Source organism: Bradyrhizobium manausense (assembly GCF_018129685.1).
GTDB lineage: Bacteria > Pseudomonadota > Alphaproteobacteria > Rhizobiales > Xanthobacteraceae > Bradyrhizobium > Bradyrhizobium manausense_D.
In genome coordinates, this window is sequence record NZ_JAFCLG010000005.1 from 76,877 (window position 1) to 92,255 (window position 15,379).

Annotated in this window: 19 protein-coding genes; 10 read left to right on the forward strand and 9 right to left on the reverse strand. The window is 63.2% G+C overall.

Annotation, left to right across the window (positions count from 1 at the left end):
* Nucleotides 1-70: 70 nt before the first annotated feature.
* From JQ621_RS14995 to JQ621_RS15025, 7 genes are all read right to left on the reverse strand, one after another.
* Nucleotides 71-526 (reverse strand): hypothetical protein, encoded by a 456-nt coding sequence (locus JQ621_RS14995; RefSeq protein ID WP_212235490.1) that lies wholly within the window; start codon nucleotides 524-526, stop codon nucleotides 71-73.
* Complete coding sequence (locus tag JQ621_RS15000) at nucleotides 516-1,406, reverse strand: FAD:protein FMN transferase (protein ID WP_249125306.1); 891 nt, start codon at nucleotides 1,404-1,406, stop codon at nucleotides 516-518. Before JQ621_RS15000 ends, JQ621_RS14995 begins: the two co-directional genes overlap by 11 nt.
* A 1-nt stretch (nucleotide 1,407) precedes the next feature.
* Complete coding sequence (locus JQ621_RS15005; protein ID WP_212235492.1) at nucleotides 1,408-1,878, reverse strand: FMN-binding protein; 471 nt, start codon at nucleotides 1,876-1,878, stop codon at nucleotides 1,408-1,410.
* A gap of 64 nt (nucleotides 1,879-1,942) precedes the next feature.
* A complete protein-coding gene (locus JQ621_RS15010; RefSeq protein WP_249125307.1) occupies nucleotides 1,943-3,442 on the reverse strand; it encodes a hypothetical protein in 1,500 nt (499 codons plus the stop codon).
* Between the two features lie 351 nt (nucleotides 3,443-3,793).
* Nucleotides 3,794-4,372 carry a cytochrome b/b6 domain-containing protein gene (locus JQ621_RS15015; RefSeq protein WP_212235493.1) on the reverse strand — a complete coding sequence of 193 codons (579 nt, stop codon included), beginning with the start codon at nucleotides 4,370-4,372 and terminating at the stop codon, nucleotides 3,794-3,796.
* A 38-nt stretch (nucleotides 4,373-4,410) separates the two neighbouring features.
* Complete coding sequence (locus JQ621_RS15020; RefSeq protein ID WP_212235494.1) at nucleotides 4,411-4,689, reverse strand: PepSY domain-containing protein; 279 nt, start codon at nucleotides 4,687-4,689, stop codon at nucleotides 4,411-4,413.
* Between the two features lie 214 nt (nucleotides 4,690-4,903).
* Nucleotides 4,904-5,254: a hypothetical protein gene (locus JQ621_RS15025; protein ID WP_212235495.1), complete on the reverse strand. Its 351-nt coding sequence runs from the start codon at nucleotides 5,252-5,254 to the stop codon at nucleotides 4,904-4,906.
* A gap of 105 nt (nucleotides 5,255-5,359) precedes the next feature.
* On the opposite strand from JQ621_RS15025, the gene JQ621_RS15030 reads away from it, so the two are divergent.
* Nucleotides 5,360-5,890, forward strand: coding sequence for a TetR/AcrR family transcriptional regulator (locus tag JQ621_RS15030; RefSeq protein WP_212235496.1), 531 nt, complete (start codon nucleotides 5,360-5,362; stop codon nucleotides 5,888-5,890).
* Between the two features lie 160 nt (nucleotides 5,891-6,050).
* The gene (locus tag JQ621_RS15035; protein WP_212235497.1) at nucleotides 6,051-6,248 is read left to right on the forward strand and encodes a Trm112 family protein; all 198 of its coding nucleotides are present in this window, start codon (nucleotides 6,051-6,053) and stop codon (nucleotides 6,246-6,248) included.
* Nucleotides 6,249-6,317: 69 nt separating this feature from the next.
* On the opposite strand, the gene JQ621_RS15040 is transcribed toward JQ621_RS15035, so the two are convergent.
* Nucleotides 6,318-7,538 carry a ubiquinone biosynthesis hydroxylase gene (locus JQ621_RS15040; protein WP_212235498.1) on the reverse strand — a complete coding sequence of 407 codons (1,221 nt, stop codon included), beginning with the start codon at nucleotides 7,536-7,538 and terminating at the stop codon, nucleotides 6,318-6,320.
* 205 nt (nucleotides 7,539-7,743) lie between these two features.
* Between JQ621_RS15040 and tesB the strand changes: the two genes are divergently transcribed.
* Complete coding sequence (gene tesB, locus JQ621_RS15045; RefSeq protein ID WP_212235499.1) at nucleotides 7,744-8,607, forward strand: acyl-CoA thioesterase II; 864 nt, start codon at nucleotides 7,744-7,746, stop codon at nucleotides 8,605-8,607.
* Nucleotides 8,608-8,651: 44 nt separating this feature from the next.
* Here tesB and JQ621_RS15050 read toward each other — a convergent pair whose 3' ends face one another.
* On the reverse strand, nucleotides 8,652-9,542 hold the full coding sequence (locus tag JQ621_RS15050) for a DUF4339 domain-containing protein (RefSeq protein ID WP_212235500.1): 891 nt from the start codon (nucleotides 9,540-9,542) through the stop codon (nucleotides 8,652-8,654).
* Between the two features lie 269 nt (nucleotides 9,543-9,811).
* On the opposite strand from JQ621_RS15050, the gene JQ621_RS15055 reads away from it, so the two are divergent.
* From JQ621_RS15055 to JQ621_RS15085, 7 genes are all read left to right on the forward strand, one after another.
* Entirely contained in the window at nucleotides 9,812-10,150 is a 339-nt protein-coding gene (locus tag JQ621_RS15055; RefSeq protein WP_212235501.1) for a P-II family nitrogen regulator, read from the forward strand.
* 73 nt (nucleotides 10,151-10,223) lie between these two features.
* Complete coding sequence (locus JQ621_RS15060; protein WP_212235502.1) at nucleotides 10,224-11,525, forward strand: ammonium transporter; 1,302 nt, start codon at nucleotides 10,224-10,226, stop codon at nucleotides 11,523-11,525.
* Nucleotides 11,526-11,564: 39 nt separating this feature from the next.
* Nucleotides 11,565-11,879: an ArsR/SmtB family transcription factor gene (locus JQ621_RS15065; RefSeq protein ID WP_212235503.1), complete on the forward strand. Its 315-nt coding sequence runs from the start codon at nucleotides 11,565-11,567 to the stop codon at nucleotides 11,877-11,879.
* Nucleotides 11,876-12,241 (forward strand): SRPBCC family protein, encoded by a 366-nt coding sequence (locus JQ621_RS15070; RefSeq protein WP_212235504.1) that lies wholly within the window; start codon nucleotides 11,876-11,878, stop codon nucleotides 12,239-12,241. The genes JQ621_RS15065 and JQ621_RS15070 overlap by 4 nt, the downstream gene beginning before the upstream one ends.
* 41 nt (nucleotides 12,242-12,282) lie before the next feature.
* Nucleotides 12,283-12,885 carry an ATP-dependent Clp protease proteolytic subunit gene (locus JQ621_RS15075; protein ID WP_212235505.1) on the forward strand — a complete coding sequence of 201 codons (603 nt, stop codon included), beginning with the start codon at nucleotides 12,283-12,285 and terminating at the stop codon, nucleotides 12,883-12,885.
* 391 nt (nucleotides 12,886-13,276) lie between these two features.
* Nucleotides 13,277-13,615 (forward strand): P-II family nitrogen regulator, encoded by a 339-nt coding sequence (locus JQ621_RS15080; protein ID WP_027535364.1) that lies wholly within the window; start codon nucleotides 13,277-13,279, stop codon nucleotides 13,613-13,615.
* A 38-nt stretch (nucleotides 13,616-13,653) separates the two neighbouring features.
* The gene (locus tag JQ621_RS15085) at nucleotides 13,654-15,102 is read left to right on the forward strand and encodes an ammonium transporter (protein ID WP_212235506.1); all 1,449 of its coding nucleotides are present in this window, start codon (nucleotides 13,654-13,656) and stop codon (nucleotides 15,100-15,102) included.
* Nucleotides 15,103-15,379: the final 277 nt, after the last annotated feature.

Genomic DNA, 15,379 nt, shown 5'->3' on the forward strand with positions numbered 1-15,379 from the left:
CCGGCCCTGCTGCCAGCTTCAGCTCCTGGCCTCACCTCTTGGCTTCACCTCTTGGCTTCAGCTGGTGACCTCAGCTCTTGGTTTCAGATCTCGACCTCAGCTGTTCGCGACCGCGGTGCCGCCGTCCCAGCCAGATGTGAAACGGAAACATCGCGGCCAGGGCAAAGCCGGCACCGAGATGGATCCAGCTCATCCAGGGCCTGACTATTTCCGAACCGAGGTAATAGAGTCCGAAGGCCGTGACGACCAGCACGGCGTTGAACGCCGCCATGACCGATCCCGACACGCGATTTCCGCCACTGCGCCATGATCGCAGCACGTGCACGGGAATGAGCGCTCCGACCAACAGCAGCGACAGCATCGCGACCCCGCCATGGACCATCAGCATGTTGGCGGCAGTCATTTGCCAGATCTCATCGCCGGCGACGTCCTTCTGCCAATCAGCCACGAGCCAGCCGGCGCCTGTCAGAGACAGGACCGAAAATGCTGCGTAGAGCGAATAGCGAAACGATGATTTAAGCCGCAAGATGCACCGCGTGATGCCAGTCGGAGGTGATGTGAATGTCGTGGTCGGCCGAGATCATCAGGGCGCTCGCCTCGTAGTCCGTCAGCAGTTGAGCAGCATCGCTCCCGGCGATCATGACGATCTTCGTCAGGGCATCGGCAATCATGCAGGTTGGCGCGCGAACCGTGACACCGCTGATCGGGCCTGCCGGCCTCCGAGTTGCCGGATCAATCACCGCCGAGCCAGCCGATACGGGGCCGCTGCTCGGGCCCATGCGACGCGCTGTGGAGGCCAGCGCTTCGTTTGTGACATCGATGCGACAGATCGGTCGGCTGGGATCGCGTGGATCACGGACGTGCACCGTGCGCGCCTCTTTCCCGAATGCCCTGAGATCGCCGCCCGCGTTGACCATTCCACTCGCCATGCCGAAATCGCGCAGCGTGTCCACCGCTCGGTCGACAGCGAATCCCTTGGCAATTCCGCCGAGGTCGATGGTCACATCGGTCGATTGAAAGCAGACCTTCCGGTCCGGAAGCAACGAGATCGCGTCGGAAATCCGCGCGATCGATGCCGCCGGCTGCTTATGTTTCCGTGGAGGCAGCAACCCCATGGCCTGCAATGCGGGGGCAATCGTGACGTCGAAACAGCCGCCGGACTGTCGATACAATCCGACTGCCGTTTCGAGAACCTGGAACGTCCAGTCATGAACCCTCACGGGACGAACGCCGGCTTCCCGGTTGAGCCGGCTGACATCGCTGTCGGTCTCATGAAAACTCATCAGCCGATGGACCTCGGCGACGGCATCGAATGCTGCTGCGACGGCGCAGTCGGTATCGTATCCGGAAGCGCCGGAAACCTCGATCTCGACGAACGTGCCGAGAAGCGGCCTCGCGCGACGCATGCTATCGGAGGCGATTGCCATAAGCCGCCAATATTCTTTTCACGCCTTCGGTGACATGAGTCGACGACAGGGTCGCGCCGGAGATATTCTTGATGTCGCCGTTGATCTTCAACGCACTCCCGCTGGTCTTGCCCACAAACTGCGCCAGCCAGCTCGCGCCCCTGACTTCGCCGCCATAGGATTCCCGATACTCCAGGATGTCGACCTTGTGCACGGCCCCGGCCGGGGTCAGGGAGACGGCATAGTCGATGAAAAGATGTTTGCCGACCACCCGGTCGAACACGAAGAAGCCGACGACCTTGCCGCCGGCTTCCGCCTTCCAGACCCGGCCTGCCTGGACCTCGGAAAAATGCGTCGCCGACGGAAACGCCTCTTTCTGGGCCTCCTCGATCGACAGATACCGAACGGCGTAGGCCGGAGAGGCGACGGCCGCAATGGCCGCAGCCGGAAGGGTGTATCGAACCCAAGTCATGGTCACCTCGCGCCTGGTCCTGTCATCAATCGTGCAAAATCGCCCCAAAGCAACCCGGTACGCATCAGAAGAAGAACCCGACGCCGCCGAGGAACGAATCCGAGAGGGCGCCGGTCGCGCTCTTGTCGATCACGCGCTGATAGGTCGCCTTGAGCACGAGTTTCGGGGATGGATACACCGCAAAGCCGGCCGTGTGATACTGCCTCTGACCCTGACCGGTTGGCAGATTGGCATCGGTGCCCGCGAAGCCAGCCGTCTGAAGGTTCTGATAGGTGTAGCGGTAAAACGGCACAGCCTCCCACTCGCTGTTGAGAACAGTGCCGAGCGGAACATGGTAGGCAATCTCGCCGGAATAGCCATACATCGACTTGCCGACATTGTTGGTCGGATCGGAGTCGTTGTTGGCGCGCAGATTCTCCGGATGCCCGAAGTCCGCGCGGACATATTCGCCGCGAAGCTCGAGACCTGTGTCTGGCACGCGGTAACGGAACTCGGCGTCGAACAATGCGAGGCTCGACTTGCCGAGGAAGTTGCCGAGATCGTCATGCGCACCGCGCGGGGTCGTGTTCGGCGAAAAATAGGCGCTGACGCTGGCTGCAAAGCCCGGCAAGAACGTCGGCGTGACGTCGAGCCGGCCGGACACCGCAACCGCATTGTTGAGCTGTTGGAAGTCGCCGAGCGGGGGTCTCGAAAACCCGAGCGCGTTGACGCCATCGATGCCCGCGGCATATGGGGTCCCGGGAAGAGGAACGGTCTTCGCGGCGGTGCGGTTGTCGAACGAGTCGCCGAAATCCTCGTTGCTGGTGCTGACCATCACCTGATATTTGACGTCTTCGCTGATGGTTCCATAGACGCTGCTTGAGGGGACCTTCCAGGTCGACGGAATCAGACCGTTGTAAAGCTCGGGCCGGCCGACGCTGTAGAATTGCGTCGGCTCGTGATGCTGGTTGATGTAGCCGATCGGGACGAGATCCACGCCCGGCGAGCGCCAGTTGAACTGATCCATGATCTTGAAATCGATCCAGACCTGCTCGATCTCGGCCGTGCCGTGCAACTTGTCGTCGTTGTCGAAACCCGCGCCCGCGTGCTCGAACTCGATTTCCGCGTTGAAGATGATGTTCGGGGTGATCGCATAGGTGGGCAGGAGAACGAATCTGGCTGCGTCAAATCCCTTCTGCCACTGGCCGCCGGCGGCAGGATTTTGCACGCTGCCGAACTTGATCTCGCCATATGCCCCGAGGCTGAGACCAGGGACTGGAGAATCCGCAACGCCAAGGATCGGTTTGTCCGACGCTGTGGGGAGCGGCGGCAATGCCATGAAGTCTTTCGATTTCGGCTTGGCCGATGGGCTGGACGATTGGGCTTCCGTTTTTTGATCCTCGGGCTTTGCGGTCGCGTCCTTCGCATCAGTGGAAGAAGCGGCCGCATTCGCGCTCGTCAGCGATGCCGTTCTTGCCGTCCGCTTGGCGTTCGCATCGGCTACTGGTCGATCCTGCTTCTGCTTGAGCTCGGATTCGAGCTGCTGGATGCGCTGCTCCATCTTCTCCAGCTTCTTCAGCAACATCGCGTTCGCGTCACCGTCGGCTGCAAAAGCGCTACCGGAATTCAGGATCGAGATCGCTGTTGCCGCGAGCAAAACCGATCGGCGGGAGCATCGACGGCGTTCGAACAGACATCCAAGCGAACCAATGGAAACGTGCCGCGACATGCGTGCCCCCAAACATTGCGTCATCCAGTCGCAGGGAAAACAGGCAGCGCCGCTCTTGGGAAGCAGAAACGGTCGGAAACACCTGGTGTCGAAACTAGAATCTCTCCACATTAGAATTAGAATAAATCAAAGCGACAACTCCGCCCCTGCGCCAGCCTGTGCCGCGCGCAAGCGGAAGAGACGAGCCCGCGGCACGATCATCCCAACTCAATGACGGCGGATGCGTTTGCGGCCGGTGATCATGGCGCGGGTCAGGTTCTCGCGCTGAAGCGTTCCCATCAGCACCACGCCGACGATATGCAGCACGACGAGGACCATGACGGCGTCGGACGCGACGGCGTGCGTATCCTCGATCCACCAGACGCCGAAGAAGGTGACGGTCACCGACAGCGCGCCCGTCACCGCCGAGACCGTGAGCGACAGCAGCAGCGCCACCAGCATCAAGGTTCCGGCGGGATTGAGCCCGAGATAGCGACCGGTGATGCCGCGGCGCAGATTCCAGAGATAGCCCGGCGCGGCCCGAAGCCTGGCGCCGATCGTGCGAAAGCGCGAATAGCGGCTGCCGCGGAAGCCCCAGACCAGGCGGAAGGCCAGAAGTCCGATCACCGCATAGCCGACGAGACGATGCAGACTGTCGTAGACGGTCGGCGTGAACCACGCGGCCGCGACGCAGGCCGCGAGGGCCCAGTGCCAGAGTCGCAGCGGAAGGTCCCAGACCGCGACGCTCCTCTCGGCGGGGCGTCCGTCGGACACCCCGCGCCTGTCTGGCACCGCTTCTTCAGCCAAGTCGCGACGAGCCTCGGACCCAGGTCATAGAACGAAGTCTACTTGGCGATCGTGTGCTTCAGGCTGAGATCTTCGGGGCTGTAGAACAGCTCGTAGAGCTTGCCTTCCTTGACGCCGTAGACCTCATAGCACGAGCCTTCGATCTTGGAGCGCCGCACTTCGTAACCCAGCGCCTTGGCCTTGGCTTCGGCCTCCGTGGCCGGCTTCCACGACGCCTTGTCGAGCTTGGTGCAGTCCTTGAAGCCGTCGGCCATCGCCGTCGATCCCATGCCGATCCCGACCGTCAGCGCGATGGCAAGAACACGAATGACTCTCACTGATATCTCCTCCTGTGTGCGCAAGATCTTGCGCGAAGCGCGCCCGAAGGACGCGAAGGGGAGGGTGAAGTCAATTGCCGTTCGGAGCCGCGACGTCTTAGAGATATTCCAGCCGTCGCCAAAAGATCAGCGCGCTCCGCGCGCAATGGGTGTTTTGCCGCGCGCTGCGGCCTTAAGCCTCACGGGTTCGGCAGCGCGTTTTGTCCGGTCAGGTTCAGTAACCGGCCGCCGCCATCACGACCACCACGCTGAGCGCCATCCAGCCGAAATGCCGGCCTCGCGTCGCCCAGGCGTTGGCGCAGGCAGAGAAGCCGAACACGCAGACCATGGTGATGACGATCCAGCGGCGCGCCAGCGCCGAATCCATCCAGGGTGTCACGAACAGAAGTACCCCGCAGCCGATCCAGGCCACCGTCGAGGCCTGCCAGACCAGGCGGATCAGGGTGCGTAGCCGCGGCGGCTCGATGGTGGCGCGGGCAAAGACCTTGGTCTCGCCGAGAATGCCGTGGATGAGCGCCACGACAATGGCAAGGAGGCCTGCGCACTGGAGCAGGAGATCACGCATCGGCAAGGCTCCTCAATCCCTATCCATACATCTCTGTATGGTGGGATAGGCGCTGGCGCGCCGCCTGTCGATACACTAGTGTATGGTGCGACATCGGAACCTGACATGACCGAGCAGCTCTCCGCCGACGACTGGATCAGCCAGGGCATCAGGGCCCTCATCAAGGGCGGTTTCACGGCGCTGAAAGCCGATCCGCTCGCAAAGGCAATGGGCGTCTCGCGGGGCAGTTTCTACTGGCATTTCGCCGATCTCGGCGCGTTCCACGCGGCCGTGCTGAAACGCTGGCGCGAGATCGCGGCTGAAGAGATCATTGCCGGCGTCGAAGCCGACAGCGACGAGCCGCTGACGTCGCTGCTGCGCAGGACCTTCGGCGCCCGGCTCGAGCTGGAACGCGCGGTACGGAACTGGGCGGCGTTCGATCCGGCGGCACAAGCCGCCGTCCGCGCCATCGACCGCCGCAGGCTCGATTATATCGAGACGCTGCTGGAACGACGTGGACTCGCCGCCGCAACCGCGCAGGCCCGCGCGCAGATCCTGTACTGGACGTTTCTGGGCTACGCACTCTCCAGCACGCCGGTGCCGGCCGCGCGGCTGCAGGGCTTGCTCGATGAGATCCTGCGGATGGTGTCCGACTAAAGCGCGATGAGATTTGGATGAATCATCATCGCGCTTTAGATTGTTGTTTGCGCATGATCTTTCCGGAAAACCGCTTCACACTTTTCCGGATCATGCTTTAGCTCACGATGGGCGGGCGCGAATTTCTGTGCTAGAGGGCAGCCAATCGCCGGAGACATTCATGAACGCGCCGACCGAACGCCCCGAAAACAGCGTCGATCCAAAACTGCTGGAGATCCTGGTGTGCCCGCTGACCAAGGGCGCGCTGGAATTCGATTCCACGCGGCAGGAGCTGATCTCGCGCAGCGCCAAGCTCGCTTATCCGATCCGCGACGGCATCCCGATCATGCTGCCGGAAGAGGCGCGGAAGATCGATTGAGACTTGGCGAATAGAGAGTGGCGAGTAGCGAATGGATCCACTCGCTATTCGCTACTCACGATTCGCGCCCTACAGCGCCTCGCCCTTCAGCAACTTCGGGATCTCGCCGGTCAGGCCCGCGGCCTGGCGGATGAAGAGATTCTTCAGCGGCGGGGTGCGGTCGACGATGCCGAGGCCGATGTCGCGCAACGTGCGCAAGAGCGTCGACTCGTTCGAGAACAGGAAGTTCAGCGAGTTGGTGGCGACGCCCATCGCCATGGTGTCGAAGCGGCGCCAGCGCTGGTAGCGCTCGAGCACCTCAGTGCCGCCGAGATCCATGCCGAGCCGCGCGGCATCGACCACGACCTCGGCCAGAGCGGCGACATCCTTCAGGCCCAAATTGAGGCCTTGGCCGGCGATGGGGTGGATGACGTGAGCGGAATCACCGACCAGCGCGAGGCGCTCGGCGATGAACGAACGCGCGACGAAATAGGACAGCGGGAACGCGCGCGGCTTGTCGAGCGCCTTGACCTCGCCGAGATGCAAACCAAAACGCTGCTCGAGCTCGGCATGAAACTCTTCGTCGCTGAGCGCGATGATGCGCGCAGCCTCGCTACGGCGCTCGGTCCATACCAGCGAGGATCGCTTGCCTGACAGCGGCAGAATCGCAAACGGACCCGCAGGCAGGAAGTGCTCCTCGGCGCGCCCCTGATGATCGCGCTCGTGGCCGACGGTGACGACGATGCCGGATTGATCGTAGTCCCAGCCATGGGTGGCGATGCCGGCGCGCTCGCGCAATTTCGACTTGGCACCGTCGGCGGCAACCAGCAGGCTTGCCGCGATGACGCTGCCATCGCCGAGCGTCACGTCGATCCCCTCGGCGCGCGCGTCGTAAGACGACACGGTGGTGGCGCGCAGATCGATGCCTTCGGCTTCGGCGCGCATCACCAGCGCATCGATCAGCTTGCGGTTCTCGACCATGTGCGCGAAGGGCTCGCCCGGCGCGACATCGCCGGCGAAATTCAGAAATGTCGGGCGCGTGGCGTCCTCGAGCTTGGAGTCGGTGACGACCATGTCGAGGATCGGCTGGGCCTCGGCCTTCACGTCGTCCCAGGCGCCGAGCGCCTCGAACAGGCGGCGGCAGGCCGCGACGATCGCGGTCGCACGGGGATCGCGGCTCGGCCGTGTGCCGAACGCGGGGTCTGCGACGATGACGGGAATCTCGGGGCCGAGGCCCTGGCGCAAGGCAAGTGCGAGCGCGAGGCCCGCGAACGCGCCGCCGCCAATGACAATTTGACCCTGTACCGCCATATCCGGACTTTCCCGCAAAAATTCTTGGTCTTGCTAGCAGACTTGAGGTGGGCGAAACAGTGCGGTGAAACAAGGGCGGAACGGTCTCATTCCGTCATTCCGGGGCGCGCGCAAGCGCGAACCCGGAATCCAGAGGTTATCGGCTCGAGATTCCGGGTTCGCACTCCGTGCGCCCCGGAATGACGAGGCATTTGAAAGCACCACCATGTCCAAAAGCCTGATCGACCTGATTTCGATCCTCGACCTCGAACAGCTCGAGGTGAACTTGTTCCGCGGCAACAGCCCGAAGACGAGCTGGCAGCGCGTGTTCGGCGGGCAGGTGATCGGACAGGCGATGGTAGCGGCCTGCCGCACCGTCGAGGGCCGGCTGCCGCATTCGCTGCATTGCTATTTCATCCTGCCGGGCGATCCCCAGATCCCGATCATCTACCAGGTCGAGCGCCTGCGCGACGGCAAGAGCTATTCGACGCGCCGCGTCACCGCGATCCAGCACGGCAACGCGATCTTCTCGATCATGGTGTCGTTCCACGCCGAGGAAGAGAGCGCGTTCGACCACCAGGACAAGATGCCTGACGTGCCGCCGCCGGAAAAGCTCACGGCGGAGGAGGTGGCGAAGCAGCCGATGTTCCGCGAAATGCCCGAGTTCATCCGCCGCTACTACGAATCCGATCGGCCGATCGAGCTGCGCCCGGTCGAGCTCGGCCGCTATTTCGGCCAGAAGATCGAGGACGGCCGCATCCACGTCTGGATCAAGACCGCGGCGACGCTGCCCGACGATCCGGCGCTGCACATGTGCGCATTGGCGTATGCGTCGGATTTCTCGCTGCTGGATGCGATCATGGCGCGCTATGGCCGCACGCTGTTCGACAAGCGCATGATGCCGGCGAGCCTCGACCACGCGATGTGGTTTCACCGCCCGTTCCGTGCCGACGAATGGCTGCTCTACGCGCAGGATTCGCCGAGCGCCCAGGGAGGCCGGGGCCTGACGCGTGGTTCGATCTTCAAGCCCGACGGGACTCTGGTGGCATCCGTCGCGCAGGAAGGCTCCGTGCGCGAGCGGAGGAGCTGATCGCCCCGAGCGCGACGAACGCGCTCAGGGCCTTTGGCTCGTGCTTACATCGAACCACGCGGCACGAGCTCGGTCTGCGAGGCGAACCAGTTCATGATCCAGCGATAGACCCATGGGATCGGGATGATCAGGCTGCACAGGATCGCAGCCACGATTCCGCGCCAGAGAATCCCGAGGCCGCTGCCCCTGAAGATGATCTCACGCCGTGTGCCCTGAACGTTGCTGTACATCCAGCGCAGCTGGGCGGCCGCGACCCAGGCCCATCCGATGATGGTGATCATGGAGATCGTGAACAGCAGGTTCCAGCCGATATATCCGACGATCGAGCCGGTGAAGCTGAGGCCGAGCGGCTGCCCGTTGGAGGCGACGTTCGCGACGATCCACTTGATCAGCATCCAGTAGAGCACGAGCTCGACGAGAAAGAGCACGAGGTTCAGCACCTGGTATCCGGAGTAGCCGAACACAGCAGCCAGAACGATGAAGCCGAAGAACCAAGGCACGACAGTCATCGCGCTCCCGGTGAAGGTCAGGTTCGGCCGGCCTGGAACGTTGACGCAGGACACGAGCCATTTCGTGTACCAGACGAACAGCCACGGGATCGGGATGATGAAGCACGAGCCGATCAGCATCACCAGCGTGCGCCAGGTGAACTCGAGAATGCTGAAATCAACCGACAGCGATCCGCCGGCAGCGCTGCCCGCACCGGTATAGGCGCCGCCGCCCATCATCGGCGGGCCCGCGGCCGGAATGATCGGCGGCGCGCCGCCGCCCGAGATCAGACCGGGAATTTCGGCGGCTTTCTGCCAGCCGGCCATGCCCTCGGACCACACCAGCGTATCCGGCCGCACGACGCCCTGCGCGATCAGGTCGCGGAATTGCCCCTCCGGATAGGGCCCCTGCTGCTTGCCCTCGGATGCATAAAACCAGCTCGCCATGACGCGTCCCCCAAAATACTTATGTACCGCTCGCTCGGCGCGGGTTCACCGCATCCAGGCCAAAAATGCATTGTGGGCGATGAACTGATGCCCTGTACAGAGGCGGCCGTTCACACGGCCGCCCTTTGACCGCCCTTTTGACCTTCCCTGGCCAAACGTTTTTCCGCTTCAATCTGCAAGTTTTTTGTGCCATTTGCCCGGAAAGATGCCAGATTGACGCAGCGCCGGGGACATACGGCGGTGCATCCCGGGGAAATAGGGCCTAATCCATGAAACTCGTCGTCGCGATCATCAAACCCTTCAAGCTCGATGAGGTCCGTCAGGCCCTGACGGAGATCGGCGTCCATGGCATGACCGTGACCGAGGTGAAGGGCTACGGCCGCCAGAAGGGTCACACCGAAATCTATCGCGGCGCGGAATATGTCGTGAACTTCCTGCCGAAGCTGCGGATCGAGATCGCGGTCGCCTCCGACGTCGCCGAGAAGGCGGTGAGCGTCATCACCGCGACCGCGCGCACCGGGCAGATCGGCGACGGCAAGATCTTCGTCACGCCGATCGACAACGCCGTGCGCATCCGCACCGGCGAGACCGACAGCGACGCGCTCTGAACTCTACGTCTTCGATCGCACCGGCAACGACGCCGTCACGTGCGACGCCATCACTATGCCGGGGGGAAATGACATGGCGGGATTGTTGCGCCGCGTAGCCGCTATGGCTGCGCCGATCTGGTGTGCTTTGGTCATGGCCTCGCCGGCGCGCGCCGCGGCGAACGAGATCAACACCGCCGACACCGCCTGGATGATCGTCGCCACCGCGCTGGTGCTGATGATGACGATCCCCGGACTGGCGCTGTTCTATTCCGGCATGGTGCGCAAGAAGAACGTGCTAGCGACCATGGCGCAGAGCCTTGCCGCGGTGACGATGATCTCCATTCTCTGGGTCGCGTTCGGCTATTCGCTGTGCTTCGTCGGCGATGGCCCGTGGATCGGTTCGCTCGACCGCTGGTTCCTCGCCGGCATGACCATGGACAGCGTCAACTCGGCGGCGAAGACGATCCCGGAGGCGCTGTTCATGCTCTACCAGATGACGTTCGCGATCATCACGGTGGCCCTGGTCGCGGGCTCCGTTGCCGATCGGATGCGGTTCTCTGCGTATCTGTTGTTCTCCGTCGCCTGGTTCATCTTCGTCTACATTCCGCTGGCGCATTGGGTGTGGGGCGGCGGCTTCCTCAACAGCATGGGTGTGATGGATTTCGCCGGTGGTCTCGTCGTGCATCTGTCGGCCGGCACCGGCGGTCTCGTTGCCGCCAAGGTGATGGGACGTCGTCACGGCTACGGCACCGAAAATCTCTCGCCGTTCGATCTGTCGCTCGCGGTGATGGGCACCGGCCTGCTCTGGGTCGGCTGGTTCGGCTTCAACGGCGGCTCGGCGGGTGCGGCCAATTCGCGCGCGGTGATGGCGATCATCGCGACGCATCTGGCGGCGTGCTCCGGCGCGCTGACCTGGGGCGCGATCGAATGGTATGCACGGCGCAAGCCCTCCGTGCTCGGCATGATCTCGGGTGCGGTGGCCGGACTTGGCACCATCACGCCGGCCTCGGGCTTCGTCGCGCCGTGGCACGGCATTGTCATCGGTGTCGTGGCCGGGGCCATCTGCTACTGGGCCTGCACCTGGCTGAAGCACCGCTTCAACTATGACGATTCGCTCGACGTGTTCGGCGTCCACGGCATCGGCGGACTGACCGGCACGCTGCTCGCCGGCGTGTTCGCAACCAGCGCCATCGGCGGCACGGCCGGTCTGCTCGAAGGTCATCCGCAGCAGCTGCTGATCCAGCTTTACGGCGTCGCTGTCACCTTCGTCTGGGCGGCAGGCGTCAGCTTCATCCTGCTCAAGCTGGTCGGGCTGTTCGTGCCGCTCCGCGTCTCGCGCGAGCACGAGCTCGAAGGGCTCGACATCTCGCAGCATGGCGAGGCGCTGCAGTAAGGGCTTGCGCAACACATAAGCACGTGCTTATGTGTTTGCATGATCGAAGCCGATATCTTCAAGGCGCTGGCCGACCCGACCCGCCGCAAGGTCTTCGAGAAGCTCGCTGGCGGCAGCCTGAATGCGAGCGCCTTGCGTAACGGATTGGAGATCAGCCAGCCCGCGATGTCGCAGCATCTTGCGGTGCTGCGCGCGGCAGGCCTCGTGCGGGAACAGCGCCAGGGCCGCTTCGTGAATTACGAAGTCGACCCGGACGGCCTCGTCGCCATCGGGGCATGGCTTGCGCGCTACCGCGCCTATTGGCCGAAGCGCATGGACGCCCTCGCTGACCTCCTGAAGGAGATGGATCAATGAGCGATGCCACAAAGCCCGATCCCTCCGACGAAGCCCCGGCGGTCGAAGAACCCCTGGTGCTCGAATATGAATTCGATGCCCCGCCGGCAAAAGTCTGGCGCGCGGTGACCATTCCCGAATTGCGCGAGCGCTGGCTGCCGGATTGCGACCTCGTGGGCGCCGAGCCGGAATCGTCGATTCCCGGCGAAGAGGTGCGCTACCGCCTGCGCGATTCCGAACCGCCGTTCCGCGAAAGCCAGGTCATCTTCAGGATCGAACCGAACGTGTCGGGCGGCACGCGCTTTCGTATCATCCAGCACGCCTGCACGAAGCTGCCAAAGCCAGCCAACAGCAATTGCTGCGTGATGCGCGCGGCGGCCTAACAGCAACAAAACCTCATTACCCGCAGACATGGAGGTCGCCGATGCGCGACATGCTTCAGCTCGTCCCGATGGTCGTCGAACAATCCGCGCGCGGCGAGCGATCCTTTGACATCTACTCACGCCTCCTGCGCGAGCGCATCATCTTCCTCAACGGCGAGGTCAACGACGCGATGTCGGGCCTCGTCTGCGCGCAGCTGCTGTTCCTGGAAGCGGAGAACCCGAACCGGCCGATCAATCTCTACATCAACTCCTATGGCGGCGTGGTCACCTCCGGCCTTGCGATGAACGACACCATGCAATTCATCAAGGCGCCGGTGCACACGCTGTGCATGGGCACCGCGCGCTCGATGGGCTCGTTCCTGCTGATGGCCGGTGAGCCCGGCCACCGCGCCGCCTTGCCCAATGCCAGCCTTCACGTCCATCAGCCGCTCGGCGGGTTTCAGGGGCAGGCCTCCGACATCCTGATCCATGCCAACGAGATGCAGGAAACCAAGCGGCGCATTATCCGGCTCTATGCGCAGCATTGCGGGCGGACTGTAGAAGAGGTCGAGCGGACCCTGGATCGCGACCACTTCATGACCGCGCAGCAGGGGGTCGAATGGGGCCTGGTCGACCGGGTGTTCGTGGAGCGGGAGCCGGTCTGAGACCGCGGTCGGTTGCGACCATCCTGTAAGCAGGCCGGCACCGAGCCCACTATTTCGCAGTGCGGTGAGGCCGTTGGGATGCTTTCCCTACACCAGAATACCTTTTGGCTGCCCGACACATGAGCAACATTGTGTCGGCGGCCTGTCCTGCCTGCATTTTAATCAGACCTGATCACGTTTTGAGCGCGACGTATTAGCGCACTGCAGCGCGATACAAGCTGAACGCGAAAACCCCCGCTTTCATAGTCCGTTAGGCAAGCCGCCCGATCTGGCACGGCATTTGATTCTAGGGGGTGTGGCTGTGCCCGCGTAGTGAAACTTCTCCCTCGTGGCGAACCAGTCGAGAAACGCCCGGCCACGTCCGGACCGGGCCCAAGCGGGGATAGGACCCATGAAAATTGTTATGGCGATTATCAAGCCATTCAAGCTGGAAGAAGTCCGTGACGCCCTGACCGCCATTGGCGTTCACGGTCTCACGGTGACGGAAGTCAAGGGATATGGCCGTCAGAAAGGCCATACGGAAATCTATCGCGGCGCCGAATATGCCGTGAGCTTCCTGCCCAAGATCAAGATCGAAGTCGCTGTCGCCTCCGAGCAGGTGGACAAGACGATCGACGCCATCACGTCGGCTGCGAAAACCGGACAGATCGGCGACGGCAAGATCTTCGTCATCAACCTCGATCATGCGGTCCGCATCCGCACCGGCGAGGCCGACGCCGCGGCCCTTTGATTTCGCGCTCAACCAAAATCCAATCAGGAGTAAATGAAATGACGTTTAAGCGTCCCTATGGCGCGGGGTTGGCGGCTCTCGCAGTCGGCCTGTTCGCTGCAACCGCAGCCTATGCCGAGCCAACGGTCAACAAGGGGGATAACGCCTGGATGCTGACATCGACGGTCCTCGTGCTGTTGATGACGATCCCGGGTCTTGCGCTGTTCTACGGCGGCCTCGTTCGTTCCAAGAACATGCTCTCGGTCCTGATGCAGGTGTTCTACACCGTCTGCGTCGTCACCGTGATCTGGGCCGTGTACGGCTACAGCCTTGCCTTCACCGGCGGTTCCGACTTCATCGGCGGCTTTTCCAAGGCCTTCATGATGGGCGTCACCACCGACTCGAAGGCGGCGACCTTCTCGGTCGACGCCAACATCTCGGAGCTCATCTATATGTGCTTCCAGATGACCTTCGCGGCGATCACCCCCGCCCTCATCGTCGGCGCCTTCGCCGAGCGCATGAAGTTCGCGGCCATCGCGCTCTTCATCCCGCTCTGGGTCACGCTGATCTACTTCCCGATCGCGCACATGGTCTGGTACTGGCCCGGCCCGGACGCGATCCAGGACGCGGCCAAGGCTCTGGCTGCTGCGGCTGACGGAGCTGCGAAGACCGCGGCTCAGGCCAAGCTCGACGAGATCAATGCCGACGCCGGCTGGATCTTCAAGAAGGGCGCGATCGACTTCGCCGGCGGCACCGTGGTGCACATCAACGCCGGCATCGCAGGCCTCGTCGGCGCTCTGCTGATCGGCAAGCGCGTCGGCTACGGCAAGGAGCTGATGGCGCCGCACTCGCTGACCATGTCGATGATCGGCGCCTCGCTGCTCTGGGTCGGCTGGTTCGGCTTCAACGCCGGCTCCAACCTGGAAGCCAATGGCGGCGCTGCGCTCGCCATGACCAACTCCTTCGTCGCCACCGCGGCCGCTGCGCTGTCGTGGATGTTCGCGGAGTGGATCGTGAAGGGTCATCCGTCGGTGCTCGGCGTCATCTCCGGCGCTGTCGCGGGCCTCGTGGCCGTCACGCCTGCCGCCGGTTTCTCCGGCGTGATGGGTGCGATCGTCCTCGGTCTCGTGGTCGGCGTGGTCTGCCTGTTCTTCTGCACCGTCGTGAAGAACGCGCTCGGCTACGACGACTCGCTCGACGTGTTCGGCGTGCACTGCATCGGCGGCATCGTCGGCGCCCTCGGCACCGGCATCCTGGTCAATCCGGCTCTCGGTGGTGCGGGCATCATCGACTACACCGCGATCCCGCCCAAGGTTGCCGATTACGACTTCGCCGCGCAGATGATCTCGCAGATCGAGGCCGTCGCCACCACGCTGGTGTGGTCGGGCATCGGATCGGCGATCCTCTACAAGGTCGTCGATGTGATCGTCGGCCTCCGCGCCAATGTCGAGACCGAGCGTGAAGGCCTCGACATCACCGAGCACACCGAGCGCGCCTACAACATGTAAGTGTTCTCCCGGGACGCGATCTCCTCGGGGATCGCGCCCAGAACTACGGTTCGGGCACATACCCGGCAATGCCCCGACCGTTGAGGGGCTCCAGCGCAAGTTGGAGCCCCTTTCTTTTGGCCCGCGCGAGCTCCCGCAATCGGGAGAGGGGCGAACCACCCCGCATCCCGTTGTTATCCTGCCCTCTTTTTCCGGCTCTGGACGGACCGGCTTGCCGATGGTTAATCGCGTCTTAACCTCGCCCTATCTATGGTGAAATGAACCGCTTTCCCGCCGG